The organism is Streptomyces sp. MB09-02B, assembly GCF_033794485.1.
Classification (GTDB): Bacteria; Actinomycetota; Actinomycetes; order Streptomycetales; family Streptomycetaceae; genus Streptomyces.
The window spans coordinates 1-19,347 of sequence record NZ_JARGEE010000154.1; the positions used below are offsets into that span (position 1 = coordinate 1).

15 protein-coding genes and 1 pseudogene are annotated in these 19,347 nt (G+C 69.5%); 12 read left to right on the top strand and 4 right to left on the bottom strand.

The genetic code is table 11. From position 1 onward, the window contains the following. Positions 1-44 precede the first annotated feature (44 nt). From P1P70_RS21750 to P1P70_RS21770, 5 genes are all read left to right on the top strand, one after another. Positions 45-1,574, top strand: coding sequence for an alpha-N-arabinofuranosidase (locus tag P1P70_RS21750; RefSeq protein WP_319240308.1), 1,530 nt, complete (start codon positions 45-47; stop codon positions 1,572-1,574). 11 nt (positions 1,575-1,585) lie between these two features. Further along, complete coding sequence (locus tag P1P70_RS21755) at positions 1,586-2,524, top strand: glycosyl hydrolase (RefSeq protein WP_319240310.1); 939 nt, start codon at positions 1,586-1,588, stop codon at positions 2,522-2,524. Positions 2,525-2,565: 41 nt separating this feature from the next. Further along, positions 2,566-3,099, top strand: coding sequence for a hypothetical protein (locus P1P70_RS21760; RefSeq protein ID WP_319240311.1), 534 nt, complete (start codon positions 2,566-2,568; stop codon positions 3,097-3,099). Continuing rightward, complete coding sequence (locus tag P1P70_RS21765) at positions 3,096-5,483, top strand: carbohydrate binding domain-containing protein (protein ID WP_319240313.1); 2,388 nt, start codon at positions 3,096-3,098, stop codon at positions 5,481-5,483. The genes P1P70_RS21760 and P1P70_RS21765 overlap by 4 nt, the downstream gene beginning before the upstream one ends. Before the next feature lie 163 nt (positions 5,484-5,646). Beyond that, positions 5,647-7,560, top strand: a complete 1,914-nt coding sequence (locus P1P70_RS21770) for a glycoside hydrolase family 97 protein (protein WP_319240314.1) — start codon at positions 5,647-5,649, stop codon at positions 7,558-7,560. A gap of 103 nt (positions 7,561-7,663) precedes the next feature. Here P1P70_RS21770 and P1P70_RS21775 read toward each other — a convergent pair whose 3' ends face one another. After that, a complete protein-coding gene (locus P1P70_RS21775) occupies positions 7,664-9,721 on the bottom strand; it encodes an alpha-L-fucosidase (protein WP_319240315.1) in 2,058 nt (685 codons plus the stop codon). A gap of 320 nt (positions 9,722-10,041) precedes the next feature. On the opposite strand from P1P70_RS21775, the gene P1P70_RS21780 reads away from it, so the two are divergent. Continuing rightward, positions 10,042-11,934, top strand: a complete 1,893-nt coding sequence (locus tag P1P70_RS21780; protein WP_413471511.1) for an alkyl/aryl-sulfatase — start codon at positions 10,042-10,044, stop codon at positions 11,932-11,934. Here P1P70_RS21780 and P1P70_RS21785 read toward each other — a convergent pair. Then, the gene (locus tag P1P70_RS21785; protein ID WP_319240316.1) at positions 11,924-13,147 is read right to left on the bottom strand and encodes a helix-turn-helix domain-containing protein; all 1,224 of its coding nucleotides are present in this window, start codon (positions 13,145-13,147) and stop codon (positions 11,924-11,926) included. The genes P1P70_RS21780 and P1P70_RS21785 overlap by 11 nt on opposite strands. Before the next feature lie 192 nt (positions 13,148-13,339). On the opposite strand from P1P70_RS21785, the pseudogene P1P70_RS45835 reads away from it, so the two are divergent. Both P1P70_RS45835 and P1P70_RS45840 read left to right on the top strand, forming a co-directional pair. Next, a pseudogene (locus P1P70_RS45835) lies at positions 13,340-13,786 on the top strand (MFS transporter); the annotation flags it as partial. A gap of 82 nt (positions 13,787-13,868) precedes the next feature. After that, a complete protein-coding gene (locus P1P70_RS45840) occupies positions 13,869-14,306 on the top strand; it encodes a hypothetical protein (protein ID WP_413471512.1) in 438 nt (145 codons plus the stop codon). Positions 14,307-14,541: 235 nt separating this feature from the next. Here P1P70_RS45840 and P1P70_RS21795 read toward each other — a convergent pair whose 3' ends face one another. Together P1P70_RS21795 and P1P70_RS21800 are read right to left on the bottom strand one after the other, a co-directional pair. Next, on the bottom strand, positions 14,542-15,189 hold the full coding sequence (locus P1P70_RS21795) for a response regulator transcription factor (protein ID WP_319240319.1): 648 nt from the start codon (positions 15,187-15,189) through the stop codon (positions 14,542-14,544). After that, entirely contained in the window at positions 15,186-16,409 is a 1,224-nt protein-coding gene (locus P1P70_RS21800; protein WP_319240320.1) for a sensor histidine kinase, read from the bottom strand. Before P1P70_RS21800 ends, P1P70_RS21795 begins: the two co-directional genes overlap by 4 nt. Before the next feature lie 179 nt (positions 16,410-16,588). Here P1P70_RS21800 and lgt point away from each other — a divergent pair, with 179 nt between their 5' ends. The 4 genes from lgt (at position 16,589) to P1P70_RS21820 (ending at position 19,345) form a co-directional block, all read left to right on the top strand. Next, entirely contained in the window at positions 16,589-17,455 is an 867-nt protein-coding gene (gene lgt, locus P1P70_RS21805) for a prolipoprotein diacylglyceryl transferase (protein ID WP_319240321.1), read from the top strand. Between the two features lie 31 nt (positions 17,456-17,486). After that, positions 17,487-17,909 carry a DUF6069 family protein gene (locus P1P70_RS21810; protein ID WP_319240323.1) on the top strand — a complete coding sequence of 141 codons (423 nt, stop codon included), beginning with the start codon at positions 17,487-17,489 and terminating at the stop codon, positions 17,907-17,909. Between the two features lie 295 nt (positions 17,910-18,204). Beyond that, positions 18,205-18,888 carry an SDR family oxidoreductase gene (locus P1P70_RS21815; protein WP_319240325.1) on the top strand — a complete coding sequence of 228 codons (684 nt, stop codon included), beginning with the start codon at positions 18,205-18,207 and terminating at the stop codon, positions 18,886-18,888. A gap of 178 nt (positions 18,889-19,066) precedes the next feature. Next, positions 19,067-19,345, top strand: a complete 279-nt coding sequence (locus P1P70_RS21820) for a DoxX family protein (protein WP_319240327.1) — start codon at positions 19,067-19,069, stop codon at positions 19,343-19,345. Positions 19,346-19,347 lie beyond the last annotated feature (2 nt).

The window sequence follows — 19,347 nt, forward strand, 5'->3', positions numbered from 1 at the left end:
TCCCTCCTCCATGTCACCTCCGAAGTGACGTTTGAAAGGCACTCATGTCCGAGCCCACCCCCTGCCCCGCCGCCCGCTTCACCCTCGACTCGGCGTTCGACGTCGGCAGCGTCAACCCGCGTCTGTACGGATCGTTCGTCGAGCACATGGGCCGCTGCGTCTACACCGGCATCTACGAGCCCGGCCACCCCGCCGCCGACGTGGACGGCCTGCGCCAGGACGTCCTGGAACTGGTCCGGGAGCTCGGCGTCACCACCGTCCGCTACCCCGGCGGCAACTTCGTCTCGGGCTACCGCTGGGAGGACAGCGTGGGCCCGCGCGAGGAGCGGCCGGCCCGGCTGGACCTGGCATGGAAGTCCACCGAGACCAACGAGTTCGGCCTCGGCGAGTTCATGGAGTTCTGCGGCAGGACCGGCATGGAGCCCATGATGGCCGTCAACCTCGGCACGCGGGGCGTCGAGGACGCGGTACGGCTGCTGGAGTACGCGAACCACCCCGGCGGCACCGAGCTGTCCGACCGCCGCGCCGCCCACGGCGACAAGGAGCCGTACGGCATCCGGATGTGGTGCCTGGGCAACGAGATGGACGGCCCCTGGCAGACCGGGCACAAGACCCCCGAGGAGTACGGCCGCCTCGCCGCCGAGACCGCCCGCGCCATGCGACAGGTCGACCCCGGTCTGGAGCTGGTCGCCTGCGGCAGCTCCAGCTCCGCCATGCCGACCTTCGCCTCCTGGGAGTCGACCGTCCTCCAGGCCGCGTACGACCTCGTGGACTACGTCTCCCTGCACGCCTACTACGAGGAGATCGACGGTGACCGCGACTCCTTCCTGGCGTCCGCCGTGGACATGGAGCACTTCATCGAGTCGGTCGTCGCCACCTGCGACCACGTCCGCGCCCGCCTCAAGGCGGACAAGCGCATCAACCTCTCCTTCGACGAGTGGAACGTCTGGTACCAGAAGCGGCCCAACCCGCACCACGTCGAGGAGTGGCAGCAGGCGCCCCGCCTGCTGGAGGATGTCTACACCGTCACCGACTCCGTGGTCTTCGGCTCGCTGCTCATCGCCCTGCTGCGGCACGCCGACCGGGTCACCTCGGCCTCCCTCGCGCAGCTCGTCAACGTCATCGCGCCGATCATGACCGAGCCCGGCGGCCCGGCGTGGCGGCAGACGACGTTCTACCCCTTCGCCCAGGCGTCGGCGTACGGACGCGGCCGGGTGCTGCGCGTCGAGGTGGACAGCCCGACGTACCCGACCGCCCGCTTCGGTGACGTACCGCTGCTGCACGCCACGGCGGTGATCGACGACGAGACGGGCGCCGTCACCGTCTTCGCGGTCAACCGCGGCCAGACGGAGGCCCTGCCGCTCTCGATCGACCTGCGCGGCGTCGACGCCCACACCCTCGTGGAGCACCTGGTGCTGGCGGACGGCGACCCGGAGGCCATCAACACCGCGGACATGCCCGACCGTGTCACCCCGCACACCGCCACCGGCACCGGCGTCACCGACGGCGTCCTCCACGCCGAACTCGAACCGCTGTCCTGGAACATGATCCGCCTGACGCCCCGTCAGGACTGAGGGGAGAACCGATGACAGCCATGGCCCGCCCCCTGTTCCGCGACCCCGTTCACGACGGCGCGACCGACCCCACGCTCGTGTTCAACCGGCACGTCGGCGAGTGGTGCATGTTCTACACGAGCCGGCGCGCCGACGCGCCGCCGATGAACGACGTGAGCTGGGTCCACGGGACCGACATCGGGATCGCGTCCTCCGTGGACGGCGGCGCCACCTGGCTGTACCGGGGCATCGCCGAGGGCCTGGACATCGAGCCCGGGCGCCACACCTACTGGGCGCCCGAGATCGTGGACGACGGCACCGAGTACCACATGTACGTCAGTGTGATCCGCGGTGTTCCGACCCGGTGGGCGGGCCACGCACGCGTGATCCGTCACTACACGAGCCACGACCTCTTCACGTGGACCTACCGTTCCACCTTGTCGCTCTCGTCCGAGAGGGTGATCGACGCCTGCGTCCTGCGGCTCCCCACCGGGGGCTACCGCATGTGGTACAAGGACGAGGCCGATCACGCGCACACCTACGCGGCGGACAGCGACGACCTGGCACGGTGGACCGTCCGGGGGCCCGCCGTCGAGTGCTCGGAGCACGAAGGCCCGAACGTCTTCGAGCTCGGCGGCAGTTACTGGATGCTCGTCGACGAATGGCGGGGACAGCGGGTTCTTCACTCGCGTGACCTGGAGACCTGGGAACCGCGAGGACTCATCCTCGACCGATCCGGACGGGGCCCGGACGACGGGGGATTCGGCTACCACGCCGATGTCGTCACCAGTGAACTCGGCGCCTACGTCTTCTACTTCACGCACCCGGGGCGGTGCGAGGGCGGCGACGGCGATGACCGCCGAAGCTCGATCCAGGTCGCCCGCCTGCGGGTGAGCGGAGACACCCTCGTGTGCGACCGCGACGAAGTCCTGCAGGCCCCCGTCCTTCCTCTCGAAGGGCCGGTCCGGTGAGAGAGATCCGAGAAGCAGCCAAAGGGGACCTTCGCACAGGAGTGATCCCGTTCGTCGCCGCGCTCCTGCTCGTCCCCGCACTCCTCCTCACCACGGCGTGCGGAGCCGAAGAACAACCGGCCGGCTCCGGCGTGACCCTGCTCGACGGGAACCGGATCGACGTCTCCGGCCCGACCCTCATAGCCGGCCTCCCCGTCGACGACCAGGGCGACGTCGGCGCCGCTCACGCGCGGAGCCAGATCCCGTCGCTCAAGAGCGTGGCGCTGCAGTACCCCGAGGTCCGGGTCCTCATCACCGACTCCGACGGCCACACGACCGACGGCGCGCTGAAGAACTTCGCGGCGAACTGGTCCGTCCCGCCCGGCCTCGTGGTCGCCGCGGACTCGGCCTCGGCCGACACCCGGCTGTCCAAGGACGGACAGCTCCACACACTCCTGATCGGCGCCGACGGACACGTGGCCGCCGATTGGGCGAACCAGCCCGCTCCGACGCAGGCGATCGTCGCCGCGCTCCGCAAGAGCACGGCGAGCCCAACCACCCATCCCGACAATGTTGTGCGGGGAGAAGCACCATGAGACATGTCACCGACATAAGACGGTTCGTCGCAGGCCTGGTCGTCACCACGCTGCTCGCCTGCGCCGCGGTCGTGCTCACGCCGCCGGTGCAGGCCCAGGCGGCGGGCACCTCCTACCACGTGGACTGCTCGGCGGCGGCCAACGGGACCGGCACCTCCGGCTCGCCGTGGAACTCGCTGGCCGGCCCGAACGCGAAGACCTTCGCGCCGGGGGACCAGCTGCTGCTGAAGAGAGGGACGACCTGCAACGGAACCCTGCACCCGCTGGGTTCGGGCAGCGCGGCAGGCGGTTCGATCTCCATCGACGCCTACGGCACGGGCGCCCTGCCGATCATCGCGGGAGGCGGCGGCACGGACGCGATCTACCTGCACAACCAGGAGTACTGGGAGATCTCCAACCTGGAGGTGACCAACACCGGAGCCGTGAAGGGCGCCAACGCGCGGCGCGGTGTGTACGTGGTGCTCGAGAACTACGGCACCGGCAACCACTACAAGGTCAGCAACCTCAACATCCACGACGTGAACGGCAACAACTCGAAGGAGGTCGACGGCAGCGCCGGCATTCTCTTCGCCGTTCTCGGGACGACGACGCCCAGCTCCTTCAACGACGTCGTGATCGACGGCAACACCGTCGCCAACATCGCCCGCAGCGGCATCAACATGTCGAGCACCTGGCTGTGCCGGCCGTCCATCGGCTGCAACAACCCCGCCTGGACCCCGTGGACCGGCGTCGTCGTCAGGAACAACACCGTCCATGACACCGACGGCGACGGCATCGTGGTGCAGATGTCGAAGGACGCCCTCATCGAGCACAACGTCGTCTACAACGCGGCGAAGGCCCCCAACGCGGCGAACGCCGGCATCTGGGCCTGGGACTCCGACGGGACCGTGATCCAGTACAACGAGGCCTACGGGACCAAGAAGCTCACCGGGAACCCCGACGGCCAGGGCTTCGACGTCGACTACGGGCAGGACGGCACGATCGTCCAGTACAACTACAGCCACGACAACGAGGGCGGGTTCCTCCTCTTCTGCGGCTGCGGCGGAGGGTCACGCCTCAGCAGCAACGCCGTGGCCCGCTACAACGTCAGCGAGGACGACCGCCTCCGGGTCGTCAACATGCTCGGCTCGCAGGACTCCCAGTTCTACAACAACACCATCTACATCCCCTCCGGATCGACCGCGAACGTCTTCGAGGTCTCCGGCGCCTGGAACGACCTCACGCTCGCCAACAACCTCATCTACAACCTGGGCAGCGGTGGCTACGTCTACACCAGCGGCCAGCCCGCCTCGAACTTCTCCTGGCGGAACAACCTCTTCTACGGCAACCACCCCTCCAGTGAGCCGACCGGCAACGGGAACATCACCGGCGATCCCCTGCTGACCTCGCCCGGCAGTGGTGGCACGGGCATCAACAGTGTCGCGGGCTACCAGATCAGCTCGTCGTCCTCCCCGGCCATCGGCGCGGGAGTCGTCATGCCCGACAACGGCGGCAAGGACTACTGGGGCTCGACCGTTCCCTCGGTCTGCGCACCCGACATCGGTGCCGACCAGTTCAGCTCGCCGTCCGACGCGACCTGCCTCGCGAACGAGAACCTCGGCTTCGAGAAGGGATCGCTCACGGCGTGGAGCGCGTGGAACTCCGCCTCGGTGGTGAACTCGGGCGCCCACAGCGGCACCTACGCGGTCCGGGTCGGGCCCTCGCCGGCCTCCGTGGAGAACCACGTCCCCGTGGCGCCCCGCACCACGTACCGCGTCTCGGGCTGGGTGAAGTCCGCAGTCGCCGGTGAGGTCATGAACGTCGGCGTCAAGAACACCGGCGGCCTCGAAACCGTGGCGAGCGCCAGTGGCACCGGGTGGACGTTCGTCTCCGCCGACTTCACCACCGGGGCGGCGAACGGTACCGTGCGCCTGTACTGCTACAAGAGCTCGGGCACCGGGAACGGTTACTGTGACGATCTCGCCGTCACCCCCGTCAAGAACCACGTGATCAACGGCAACTTCGAGTCCGGCCACACCGTGCCCTGGCGCAACGGTGACTTCTCGCTCACGGGCACGTCGTCCAACGGCACCGCCGCCGGACTGACGAACTCGTCCCTGAGCGGTGGCACCCTGTGGCAACTCGTCTACACGCTCAAGCCGAACACCACCTACCGGCTGAGCGGTGCGATCGCAAGTCAGACCGCCGGCACCACGACGGCACTGGAAGCCAAGCTCTACAACGGCTCCGCCGTCACGAGTGCCTCGACCACGTCGAGCACCTACTCCAAGCAGTCGACGACCTTCACCACCGGGGCAGGTGTGACGACCGCTCGCATCTACTGTCACCTTGTCTCCGGAGCCGGTGATGGCTACTGCGACGAGGTCACCCTGACCGAGCAGTGATCGGCAGCGCGTGGGCGTCCCGCACGGGGCCAGGACCGTGCGGGACGCCCACGCGCTGCGTGTGTCGATGTCTTCTTCATGGAACTCAGCAGAGAGGTGGAAAACGACCATGGGAACGTCAGGAAGTCGGCCCGGCCTGCCCGGAGCCGCTCACCCGGGAGCAGTGTCCCGGCGCGGGGTCCTCAGGACAGCGGCGGTCACGGCGGGGGCCGCCGCACTGGGCCTCGCCGGCACGGGACAGGCCCACGCGGCCGACGCCGCCATGACCGCCACGTCACCGGACGGCAGCAACAAGATCACGGTGTCGCTGGTCGGCGGAGCGCTCACCTGGTCGGTCAAGCGCGCCGGCGCGACGGTCGTCGACACCTCGGTGCTCGGACTCGCGATGAGTGACGGCACCACGCTGGGCACCGCGAGCACCGTGATGACCAACTACCAGCACTGGACCAAGGACAGCACCTGGACCCCGGTGTACGGACGCAACGCGACGATCCGCGACCACTACCAGGAGATGCGCTGGAACCTTCAGGACAGCGGCAGCGGCATCGCCTTCGGCATCCAGATACGCGCCTACGACACCGGGGTCGCGCTGCGCTACACGCTGCTCGGCACGGGCAGGGCCACCATCTCCGACGAGCTGACCAGCTTCGTGTTCCCCGGCGGCACCCTGGTCTTCAGCGCCCGGGACGAGAACGTGTACAGCGCTGTCGCCCCGGACGCGATCCCCTCCACCGGCACGTCCGGCACGGACGTCGGCCCACTGACCGACATGCCGCTGCTGGTCACCCTGCCCGGCGGCCTGCGCGCCTGCGTCTGTGAGTCCTCCCGGGTGAACTACCCCCGAGGGATGCTCACTTCGGTCTCCGGGAAGAGCAACACGCTCAAGACGTACCTGATGAAGAAGACCGCGCGGGGCAGCGGCACGGTGCAGACCACCTCGACCGTCACCACGCCGTTCGCCACGCCCTGGCGGGTCCTCGTCCTCGGATCATCCGACGCCGACCTGGTCGACAACGCCGAACTGGTCCTCAACCTGGCCCCGGCGGGCGCCCTGGCCGACACGTCGTGGATCCGTCCGGGCAAGGTGTTCCGCTGCAACCTCACCACCGCCGCCGGAATCGCCGGCGTGGACTTCGCCGTGGCCCGCAACGTGGACTACATCGAGTACGACGCGGGATGGTACGGCCCGGAGTTCACCACCACCGACGCGACCACGCCGATCGCGGAGATCGACCTGCCCATGGTGATCAACCACGCCACGACGAACGGCGTCGGCGTCTTCCTCTACGTCAACCGTCTGGCTCTGACCAACCCCGACACCCTGTTCGCCCTCTACAAGAGCTGGGGCGTCGCCGGCATCAAGCTCGGCTTCATCAACGACGGCACCCAGGCCATGACCAACCAGATCATCACCTGGGCGAAGACGGCCGCCAAGTACAAGCTGCTGATCGACATGCACGACAACGTGCGGCCGTTCGGCTACGAGCGCACCTACCCCAACTGGATCAGCCTGGAGGGCGTCCGGGGCAACGAGCAGTTCCCCACCGCCACGCACAACGTGACCCTGCCCTTCGCCCGCAACGTCGGCGGACCGATGGACTACACCATCTGCTACGGGCAGTCCCGCAACCAGACGACCAACAACCACCAGATGGCGATGGCGGCGGTGTACTACCAGCCGCTCAACTTCCTCTACTGGTACTCGACACCGTCGTCGTACGCCACCACCGCCAACTGGCCCGGACTGTCGTGGTTCGACGCCGTTCCCGCCACCTGGGACGAGAGCACGACCCTCACCGGTTCGATCGGCGAGTACATCGCGGTCGCCCGCCGCAGCGGCACCACGTGGTTCCTTGGCGCGATGACCAACGAGACCGCCCGCACCCTGTCGGTCCCGCTGGGCTTCCTCGACAGTGGCGTCACCTACACCGCCACCGTCTACGCCGACGGAACGGCGGGAACGGTCCCGCGCGCCACGCCCACGGTGGTCAGCACCCGGACCGTCACCTCCACGACGACCCTCAGCATGGCGATGACCAGCGCGGGTGGTCAGGCGGTCATCCTCAGGCCGAGCTGACGCCCCTGGCCCCACGCTGTCCCGTACGGATCCCCGCCGGGCGCGGGGATCCGGCACGCTCACGACCGTGCCCGGTCCGCGAGCCTCCGTCGGGTGGCGTCGGTCAGCCGACCGGCTTGATCGTCCACAGCAGGTTGTTGCTCTGCTGCCAGGTCCACTGCTTGGTCACGGACCCCGAGGAGACCTTTCCGCCACTGTCGAGTACCAGTCCGGTGCTGCGGTTGGCGATCGAGTACTGGCCCTGACCGCGGTGGGTGATCTGCCACTGCTGGGTCTGGCTGCCGTCCCAGGCCTTCTGCCGGGCGGGGGCGCCGTCGGCGGTGGAGCCCCAGCCGTCGGCGACCATGCCGTTGGCGCGGTTGAGGAGCCTGTAGTAGCCGTTGCCGAGTTCGATCGCCTGCCACTGGAGATTGGCGTGGTCGATCACCTGCCACTGCTTCAGGTTCGACCCGCTGGCGACATTGCCGCCGCTGTCCAGCGCCAGGTTGCTCGCGACGTTGACCAGGCGCAGGTACGTGGAGGGTTTGAACGTCACCTTCAGTGAGGCGATGGCGTCGTTGTTGCCGGTCACCCGCAGGTCGGGGGTGTCCGACGTGAACGTCCAAGCGGTGCCGGTGAAGTTGTTGCCGGAGTAGCCCGTCACCTGGTAGCCGTCGGCCACCCGGATGGAGGAGACCATGGCCGGCCCCAGGCCCGCGGCGGTCAGCTGGGCGGAGGTGTAGGAGCCCAGCGGCAACTCGGCGCGGGTGCCCTGATAGTTGACGTTCTGGAACACCGTCACCGTGGATCCCCGCACGGGCATGCCCTGGACCTCGACGCACACCACGGAGTCCCTGGCGTCCGGCGCGGTGCTCGGCACGGTGACGTTGATCTGGTCGGTGACGGTGTACGAGAGCGAGACCGAGGGGTTGTTCACCAGGTATACGCGGCTGATCGTGTTGTCGATCGCCGGGATCTGCAACTGGCCGTTCGTGGGCCAGGTGAAGACATGGGCGAAGAGCTTGCCGGTCTTCTTGGTGATCTTCCCCCATGAGGGTTCGGTGGTGTACGGGCTGCCGCTGGTGCCGTGGATGCTGTCGCTGTACGTCGACATCCATGAAGCGAGGCCGTTCAGGATGGTCTGGCTTCCCGCGCTGACCGAACCGTCGCCCTTGGGGCCGATGTTGAGCAGATGGTTGCCGTCCCGGGACACCACCGTCACGAGCTCTCGGACGATGTCCGTGACCGACCTGTACGAGTTCTCTCTCGCTCCGTCGTAACCCCAGGCGCCGTTCATGGTCGCGCACCGCTCCCACGGCCGGTCCATCGGTCCGTCGGGTATCCCGAACTCCGCGACCGCGTAGTCGCCGAGACCGTGGTCCCGCTTGACGCGTTCGTTGACGATGAGGTCGGGCTTGCGGGCGATGAGCCAGTCGTAGAGGCCCTCGCCGTCCGAGGTCAGCCACCAGTCCTCCAGGGTGGGGCTGGAGGGCTCCGCGAACCAGTCGCCGTCGAACCACAGCAGTGCCGGGTCGTAGCGGTCCAGCAACTCCTGGAGCTGTGCCTTCATGTCGGCGATGTAGGCGGTGCGGGCGGCCTGCGAGGACATCGTGGTCAGACCGCTCTCGTGACGGTCGGTCTGGGACGGGTGGTTCCAGTCGAGGATCGAGTAGTAGAGGCAGAACTTGATGCCACGGCTCTCGCACGCCGTCTTGAGGTCCATGAGCAGGTCGGTCCGGATGCCGTTGTAGTCACGCAGGTTGTACTGCTTGGTGCCGGTGGTGTCGGTGAAGCCCGCCACGTCGGAGTTCCACATCGCGTAGCCCTCGTGGTGCTTGGCGGTGATCACGATGTACTTCATGCCGGCGTTCTTGGCGAGTTCGGCGATGGTGGCGGCATTGAACGCTGTCGGGTTGAAGGGCTCGGTGACCTCGTTCTGGTAGTCCGCCTTGCTCCAGTTCTGAGCGTCGAACGCCCATTCACCCTGGCCGAGGTGCGAGTAGGACCCGAAGTGGATGAACATCCCGAACCTGGCCTGGTACCACCAGTCCATCTTCGAGGGGACGGTGTACGCCTCGGCGCTGGGGGCCCACAGGGCCTGCGGCAGCCCGAAGGCCACCACTCCTCCGGCGAGGGCGGCGGCCTTCATCAGTGAGCGTCTACTGAGGGAGGCAGAGGACATGGCGCGGCTCCATCTGTCAGGACACAAGAGACATCGGATGGATTTATAGGAGCCCCGAGGTGGCCACGTCTATACCTGGGACGAGATTCACCCAAAGAAGCCCATCGAACAGGTGGTTCATGAAGGCCGGGCCTAGTCCGTGAGATCACCCGTCGAGTCCGACACCTCGTCATACATCGGACCTATAGAGGTCACCTCTTCGCGATCAGAGCCCTGCGCGCGTCGCCGCCTGCGCGCCGCTGCCGGTTGTGACGGGTCAGCGGGTCTTCTGTGATGCGTCATCGGGCGCCGTCGGCCCGCAACTGTGAGGATCGACGACCATGACCAGCAGCGAGACGACCATGACCAGCAGGCGGCACGATTCCACGGGCGGTGGCCTGGCCTGGGACGACGACCGGGACTTCGCCGACGCGGACCGGGGGTTCATCGCCCGCCTTGAGCCCGGAGTGGTGCGGGCCGCGGACGGCCGCGTCGTGTGGGACGCGGACGCGTACGGCTTCCTGGACGGGGAGTGTCCGCCGACGGCCCATCCCTCGCTGTGGCGGCAGAGCGGGCTCGTGGCACGGCAGGGGCTGTACGAGGTCGTGCCGGGGATCTACCAGGTGCGCGGCCTGGACCTGTCGAACGTGACCTTCGTGGAGGGCGAGCGCGGAGTCGTCGTCAACGACCCGCTGATCAGCACCGAGGTGGCTGCCGCCGCCCTGGCCCTGTACCGGGAGCACCGCGGCGATCGGCCCGTGACGGGGGTGATCTACACCCACTCGCACGTCGACCACTTCGGAGGTGTCCGCGGCGTCGTCGATCCGGCCGAGGTCACGACCGGGCGGGTGCCGGTCATCGCCCCGGCCGGGTTCCTGGAGCACGCCGCCAGCGAGAACGTCTTCACCGGGACGGCGATGGCCCGCAGGTCGGGTTACATGTACGGGGCCGCGCTGCCGAAGGGGCCGGCCGGGCAGATCGGCTGCGGGCTCGGGCAGACGACGTCGACCGGCACCGTCGGCCTGATCGCGCCGACGGTCGACATCAGCCGTACCGGGCAGGTGGAGACCGTCGACGGAGTGCGGATGGTCTTCCAGCTCACGCCGGGCACGGAGGCTCCGGCGGAGATGAACTTCCACTTCCCCGATCTACGGGTGCTGTGCGTCGCGGAGAACGCCTGCCACACACTGCACAACGTGCTCACCCTGCGCGGGGCGCTGGTGCGGGACCCCAGCGCCTGGGCGCGGTATCTGACCGAGACGGTACGGCTGTTCGCCGACGACACCGACGTCGTCTTCGCCTCCCACCACTGGCCCACCTGGGGCCAGGAGCGCGCGATCCGCTTCCTGGAGGAGCAGCGCGACGCCTACGCCTATCTGCACGACCAGTCCGTCCGGCTGATCAACGCCGGGTACACCGGGACCGAGATCGCCGAGGAGCTGTCCTTCCCGCCCGCGCTGGACAGCGCGTGGCACGCGCGCGGCTACTACGGCACGCTCAGCCACAACGCCAAGGCCGTCTACCAGCGCTACATGGGCTGGTTCGACGGCAACCCGGCCCACCTGTGGCAGCATCCGCCCACCGAAGCCGCCGTCCGGTACGTGGAGTTCATGGGCGGAGCCGACGCGGTGGTCGCCAAGGCACGCGCGTCGTACGAGGCCGGGGACCTGCGGTGGGTCGCGGAAGTGCTCAGCCACGTCCTGTTCGCCGAACCCGGCCACCCCGAGGCCCGCACCTTGCAGGGCGACACCTTCGAGCGGCTCGGGCACGGCTCCGAGTCCGGGCCATGGCGCAACTTCTACCTGATGGGCGCCGCCGAGCTGCGCGACGGCATCCTCGGGACGCCGACGCCCACCGCACCGGATGTCCTGGCCGCGCTGACGGCCGAGCAGATCTTCCAGTCCATGGCCGTACGCGTCGACGGCCCGCGCGCGGCCGAGGCCGGACGCCTGCTGCTGCGCTGGGAGTTCACCGACACCGGCGAGGTGTGGACGCTGCTGTTGTCCAACGGGGCGCTCACCCCGATGCGCGGTGACGCTCCGCGGGGTGAGCGGCCCGCCGTGGTGCTGCGGCTGGCCCGCACCACCCTGAACACGGTTCTGGGCGGGGCGACGACCTTCGCCGACGAGATCATGGGCGGGGCCGTCACGCTCGACGGCGACGCCGACGCCCTGATCACGTTCGGCTCTCTGCTGGAATCACCGGACCCGGACTTCGCCCTCGTCACTTCGTGACACCGGTGTCGGCGTCACGCAGCAGCAGGGCCGCCAGCGCCAGGGCCACGTCCCGGGGGTCGGCGAGGTCCAGCCCCGTCAGGTCCTGGATCCGGGCGAGCCGGTTGTCCACGGAGTTGGGGTGCAGGTTGAGCAGGTGGGCGGTGGCCCGGCGGTCCTGACGCTGTGCCAGGTGGGTGCGCAGGGTCGCGACGAGTTCGGGGCGGTCGGCGAGGGGGTCGAGCCGGGCGACGATGCGGGCGCTGCCCTCGCTCGGCCGGGACAGGTGGTACTCCAGCAGCACGTCCTCGAGCCGGTGCACTCCGGGCCGCTCACCGCAGGCCGCCGCGACCCGGACCACCTCGGAGGTCAGGTGCGCGGCGCGGGGGATGTCGCCGACCGTCGTCGCGGCAGCGGCTGCCAGCCGGAGCTCCGGTCCCACCACCTCCCCCAGCAACTCCCGCAGCCGAGCAGGCGGTTCGGCCACTCCGGGAACGACGACATGCCCGCCGTCACCGTCGAGCACGGCGAGCACCTCCGTGTCGAAGGCCCGGTCCAGTGCCGCCTGGACGCGCCGCAGCAGTCGCCGGACGGTGACCGGGGAGAGCCCGCCGGTGGCCGCCGACGTGGCGAAACGCACGAACAGCACCAGCACGGGCCCGTCCGGTGCGGCCCCGTCGACGACCGGCCGGCCGTCCAGCAGGGCCCGGGCACGGGAGCGGCGCTGCTCGTGGCGTTCGGCGGCGAGGGCGACCCGCTCGTCGAGGTAGCTCTCCGCCACGGCGCCCACGACTCGGTCGGTGGTCGTGAACAGGGCCTCGGTCAGCTCGGCCAGGGCCTGTTGCTCGCCGGGACCGGCCATCTCCCGCAGGGCCCGCCACAGTTCCCGTGCGCCCAGGGTGTAGGTGCGCAGCAGCAGATGGAGCGGCATGCCCTCCTCGGCACGCTGGGCGGCGCGTTCCTGGAAGTACTCCAGCGAGTCCCACCGGGATCCGTCGGCGGCGCCGCGCAGGAAGAGCCGTATGCCGTGCCGAGCCGTGGCGGCGATCTCCACGTCCTTCACGTCACCCGGCAGCTCGGTGTAGCCGCGCAACTGGTCGAACGCACCCCGGGCCATGCGCCGGGCGAGTTCGTTGACCCGCGCCTCGCACCGGGCCGCGAGCGCCACCGCCGCGGGGGACAGACCCGGCGGACGGTCGCCGTACGCCGGTTCCGCGCGTTCCTCGTGCGCCATTGCTCACCTCCCCCCGATTGTGATCCGTCACAGTAGCGGGCGCGTACGACTGTGATGCCGATGGGTGTCCCCCTGTGCCCGCAGCCTGCAGGATCGGCGCCACGCCGGTGACACCACTGCGCGAAGGAGCCCTCTCCCCCTATGACCCAGCACACCACAGCATGGCGCACGACCTGGGCACTGCTCGGCTTCATGCTGGTCAACTTCGCCGACAAGGCCGTGATGGGCCTGGCGGCGCAGCCGATCATGGACGACCTCGGGCTGACCCGCGCGGAATTCGGCACGGCCTCGGCGGCCTTCTTCGCGCTGTTCAGCGTGTCGGCTCTGGCGGTGCCGTACCTGACCCGCAACGTCCGTACGACCGTGCTGCTGCTGGTCCTGGCACTGCTGTGGGCGGCCGCCCAGCTGGCGATGCTGTGGCCGGCGGCCGGATTCGGCACGCTGGTGGCCACCCATCATCTGCACGGATGGTTCGAGCAGCGCGAACGCACCCTGCCCACCGCCGTGCTGCTGACCGGCGCCGCCGCCGGGGTGGCCGTCGCCGCGCCCACACTCACCCTCGTCATCGACCGCTTCGGCTGGCGGTGGGCCTTCGGCGCGGTCGGGCTGGCGGGCCTGGTGTGGGCCGGGTACTGGGTGCTGCGCGGCGCCGAGGGCCCGTACGCGCCGGGCGCGCACGAGAGCACGGGGTGCGGACACGGTCGTCGCGCCCTATCGGCGCATCCTGCTGTCGGGCACCTGGCTCAGCGCGGCGCTCGGCGCGTTCGCCGCGTACTGGATGCTCAGCGCCGGCCTGACCTGGATGCCGGACCATCTGACGGAGGTCGCCGGGCTGAGCCTGCGCCAGGCCGGAACCGTGGTGACCCTCGCGGCACTGGCCAACGGCGTGGTCCTGGTGGGCCACGGACTGCTGGCCCGCCGCAGGACCCGGCCACCGCTCGGCGCGGGCACCGGAGCGCTGATGTGCCTGGCCGCCGGCGCGGTGGCCCTGTTCGCCGTCACCGATGCCGTCTGGCTCAAGGTGCTGCTGATGCCCGGCCCCATGGCATTGGCCACCGTCATCATGACCGTGTCCCAGACCGCCTGCGCCCGGATCACACCCACTCCAGTGTCCAACAGACCGGCGACGACGAGCGGTTCGTCGCCGTGCTCGTCCTGAGTGTGGGTGGGATACCGAGGCGCAGGAAGGCAACTGCGGTGATTGCGTGACCAGTCGGTGAAGACAGCATCGCCACCATACGGCCGCTGGTCCGGCGTTCTGCTCGGTCTCGCCACCCCTGCTGCCGAGCCCACGATTGTGGGGTGCTTCGTGTTCCCGGGCGGCGCGACACCGCGACCTCCTCGGCCTCTCTCCCACCGCACTGCCCCAGGCCCCGGTGTCTTCAGCAACACTTTCAGTCCATGCGTATGATTCCCCTGCCCAGCGCGGCGGTGACGGCGGCGGTCCGGTCGCGGACGTCGAGCTTGGCGTAGATGTGCAGCAGATGGGTCTTGACGGTGGCCTCCGACAGGCGCAGGGCGCGGGCGATCTGTTTGTTGCTCTGCCCCCGGGCCACGGCGGACAGGACTTCGAGCTCCCTGCCGGACAAGCCGGCGCCCCGGTCGCCGCGCATATGGGCGAGGACCTTGGCGGCCACGGTGGGCGACAGTGGCGCGCCTCCCCGAGCCGCGGTACGAACCGCCTCGCACAGCTCGTGTCGTCCGGTGTCCTTGAGCAGGTAGCCGACTGCCCCGGCGTCGACGGCGGCGGTGATGTCGGCGTCCGTGTCGTAGGTGGTCAGGACGAGTACCCGCACCTCGGGGTGGGCGGCACGGATGGCGGCGGTCGCGGTCGTGCCGTCCATTTCGGGCATCTGCAGGTCCATCAGCACGACGTCGGGTGCGAGTGAGGCGGTCCGGCGCAGTGCCTCGGCGCCGCTGGCGGCTTCGCCGACGACCGTGAGATCGGGCTGGGTGGAGAGCATGGCGGCAAGCCCGTCACGGACCACGGGGTGGTCGTCGGCGAGGAGAACTCGGATCGTGGGACCGGCCGACGTGCTCATGACGCCGGGACCATCCGCTCGGTGCCCGACACGACGGAGGGGTCGGAGGCGGAAGGCTCGACCGGGAGGGGCACCGTGACGGCGACGGTCGTACCCTCGCCCGGGGAGCTTTCGACCGCGAACGTGCCGTGCACAGCCGCAATGCGCTCCCGCATGGTGATCAGGCCCACGCCCGTATGCCGGGCAACGGGTGAGAACCCGGTGCCGTCGTCCTGGATGTCGATCGCCAGGACGTCGCCGAGGTACGACAGCGTGACCGAGACGCTCATCGCGCGGGCGTGCCGCCGGGCGTTGGTCAGTGCCTCCTGCACGACCCGCAGCAACTCGCCCTCGGTGCTGGGAGGCAGGGCGGCCGGGCGGCCGGTCACCACCGTGTAGGCCTCGGTGCCTGTCTCCTCCGCGAGCCGGGCGGTGAGTTCACGGATCGCCTCTGCCAGGTGCGTGCGGTCCAGTGGCGCCGGGCGAAGAGCGTGCACGAGGCGGCGGCTCTCTGCGAGGTTGTCCCGGGCCGTGCGCATGGCCTGCTCGACGCGGCGGGCCGCAGGGGAGCCGGGTGGCAGGTCGTCGCGTGCGGCGTCCAGCAGCATGGCGATGGAGGCGAACCCCTGGGTGAGCGTGTCGTGGACCTCGCGGGCCAGGCGCTGGCGTTCGGCGAGGGTGCCCGCCTGGCGTTCCGCTGCCGCGCGTTCGGCCTGGGTGGCGGTGAGCTCGTCGAGGAGCAGCTGCCGCTTGCGACTCTCGTGATCGAGGGTCGCGACGTAGCAGGTGATCGTGACCGCCACGGCGGTACCGAGTACGCATCCCGTGAGCGCCCGCACGTCGACGGGGCCGTCCGTGGTCAGGCTCTGCCACGACCAGGCAGCGCCCAGCACCAGCACCCCGCCGGCCGACCACCAGGCCCACCGCAGCAAGTACGGGCTCAGCACCGCCATGGCGACCGGGAGGAACGCGGGGTCCACCACGGCCATGACCGCCCACCCGGACAAGGCGCCGACGAGGTAGGGCAGCGGCGGGCGGTCGGCGCCACCGCGCAGCGCGATCCAGTACGCGTACCAAAGGGCGAGCCCCACTGCCGGGCCGATCCGCGACAGGGCGGCGCCGGTCGTCATGTTCGCCCCGGCCAGCGCACCCGGGAGGGACAGGGCGAGCACGGTGACGAAGAAGGCGTGCTGCCCCATGGTCTTCCACCGCTGCCGGTCCCACGCCTGTTGCAGTGCCATGGCCTACAGAGTAGGTGCAGCCGCGTAGCGGCAGAATCAGCCGACCAGCGGGGGCGGGTTCACCGATCGGTGGACGAAGGACGCGTCGATCGGTCGATGTGCGGGAGGGACGCGGGCGGCGACGATCAGCCCCGCAGCCGACGGCCTGCTCTTCCACCGCCCCTTGTGAGGAACTACCCGTGACCCTGGCCTTCATTCCCAGCCCATCCGTCGGTGAGGTCCACCTGGGCCCGCTGCCGCTGCGCGGTTACTCACTCATGGTGATTCTCGGCATCGCCGCCGCCGTGTGGCTGGGTGGCCGTCGATGGGCCGCACGCGGCGGAGAGAAGGCCGTCGTGGCGGACGTCGCTCTGTGGGCGGTCCCCTTCGGCGTGGTCGGCGCCCGCCTCTACCACGTGATCACCTCCAGCGAGGCGTACTTCGGCAAGGGTGGTGATCCGGTCAAGGCCCTGTTCATCTGGGACGGCGGCATCGGCATCTGGGGCGCCATCGCCGGCGGTGCCGTCGGAGCCTGGATCGGCTGCCGCCGTAGCGGCGTTCCGCTGTCCGCGTTCGCCGACGCCGTCGCTCCCGGCATCGCACTGGGGCAGGCCATCGGCCGCTGGGGCAACTGGTTCAACCAGGAGCTCTACGGGCGGGCCACCGCCCTCCCCTGGGCCCTGGAGATCGACCCCGCGCACCGGCCTGAGGCCACCCCGAACCTGGCCACTTATCACCCGGCGTTCCTGTACGAGTCGTTGTGGTGTCTCGGCGTGGTCGCCCTGGTCCTGTGGGCGGATCGCCGTTTCCGTCTCGACCGGGGGCGGGCGTTCGCGCTGTACGCCGCCGCGTACAGCGCAGGTCGCTTCTGGATCGAGTACCTGCGGGTGGACGAGGCCCACCACATCCTCGGCCTGCGCCTCAACAACTGGACCGCGCTGCTGGTTGTCGCCGTCGCCGTCTACTACCTCGTGGTTACGACGCGGCGCGCAGCCGGCAGGCGTGACGGCGTCGACGTCGGCCGTCCCCTTCAGCAAGTGAATGCCACCAGTAGCCCCAAGAACTGACCGATGTCCCTAGCATCCGTTTGGAGTTGCCATGTCCCAAGTCTCTGAGACGCTCCCCTCCCGTCGTGGTCCGATCATGGTGGCGGGAGGTGTGTTCGTCGCCTTCCTCCTGTCCTCTCTGGTGAACGCGTTGATCGCCGTACTGGCGCACGCGCTCGGTGCACCGGAGGACTTCCGCCCGTTGGAGCCCTCGTCGTACGTCTTTCTGACCGCGCTGGGAGTGCTGGGAGGATCCGTCGGGTGGACCCTCGTCCGCAGGTTCTCCACCGATCCCGAACGGCTGCTCCGCCGACTCGTCCCGCTGGTCGTCGGGGTGTCCTTCGTGCCGGACTTCTTCCTGTTCGGCGAGGGCGAGGTGACCGGTGTGGTGGCGCTGCTCCTGATGCACGTCGCGGTCGCCGTGATCGCAGTGCCGACGTACTACCGGGTCATGCCACTGAGCTCGGTTCGGTGACCAGGCGCCAGTCCGGCGCCTGGGCCCCGCTGGTCGGGCTCACGCGCTCCGTGAACTCGGGAACCCGTACGTCCGTAACCTCCGACCGGCGCCTGTTGCGAGGTGCCTCTGCCGCCTGCCGGTGCGCTCAACATTCGATGGCGGCAACAGGTCCAGGCCGCTCCCGGACGTGATGGCCGGGTACGACGCCAGGGGCGGCTCGCCTGCTATCGCGTCCGACCTGGAACACGCGGTGTCGCTTTTCCCGGCGCCCACCTGACGCCAACTCACTTCACTCGACGAAAGGACTATCACCATGCCCAGCATCGCCATTGTCGGAGCCGGCCCCGGAATGGGCCTCGCCATCGCCCGCACCTTCGGCTCGCGCGGCTACGACGTCGCTCTCATCGCCCGCAACCGCGCCAAGCTCGACGACCTCGTCGGTCGGCTCACCGCCGAGGGCATCACCGCCGCGGCGTTCCCGGCGGACGTGCTCGACCACGACGCGCTGACCCAGGCCCTCAAGGACGCCGCCACCCGCTTCGGCGGCATCGACGTCCTGGAGCACTCCCCCTCTCCGGGCAACGGCTCCATAAACTCCGTGACCCTCACCTCCCCGTCCCAGACCAGCCCGTCCGATGTGCAGGGATGGATCGACTTCCTGCTCCACAGCGCCATCACCGCCACCCAGGCCGTCCTGCCCGCGATGCGTGAGGCCGGCGCGGGCACCCTGCTCTTCACCAACGGCGCCGGCTCGGTCGACCCGAACCCAATGCTCGGCAACGTCAACCCCGCCCAGGCGGCACTGCGCAACTGGGTGCTCAACCTGCACAAAGAGCTGGCCGGCACCGGCATCCAGGCCGCGCACGTCGCCATCGGCGTGTGGATCGGCGCGGGCGGCCCTCCCGAAATCCCTACCGGCGAGGCCGAGGACATCGCCCCTCTCTACTGGGACCTGCACACCCAACGCGACGAAGCCGAGCGCGTCTTCTCCGGCTGACGCCTCCCAGCTCTCCTGCGTTGAATCCTGATCCGCTCAATCCACATCCGCCGCGGCGGGACCGAAGACGAAGGTCTCCGCTCCGATGAACGTGTTCCTGTGGATCCTGCGGGGCGTCCTCGCCGCGCTGTTCGCGGCCGCCGGCGTCACCAAGGCCACCTAGCCCGGCGAAAAACTCATGTCCCAGCTGCCGTGGGTCAGTGACGTCTCGACCCCCGTGGTGCGTCTGATCGGCGTCGCCGAACTCGCCGGCGCCCTCGGGCTGATCCTGCCGGGTGCCTTCGACATCGCCACCGTGCTCACCCCGTTGGCCGCCACCGGCCTAGCTGTGATCATGGTCCTGGCCATGGGCGTCCACGCCCGCCGCAAGGAGCCGCAGGCCATCGGGTTCAACGCGATCCTGCTCATCATCGCCGCGGTCATCATGTGGGGCCGGTTCTGGCCCCACCCCTTCTGACC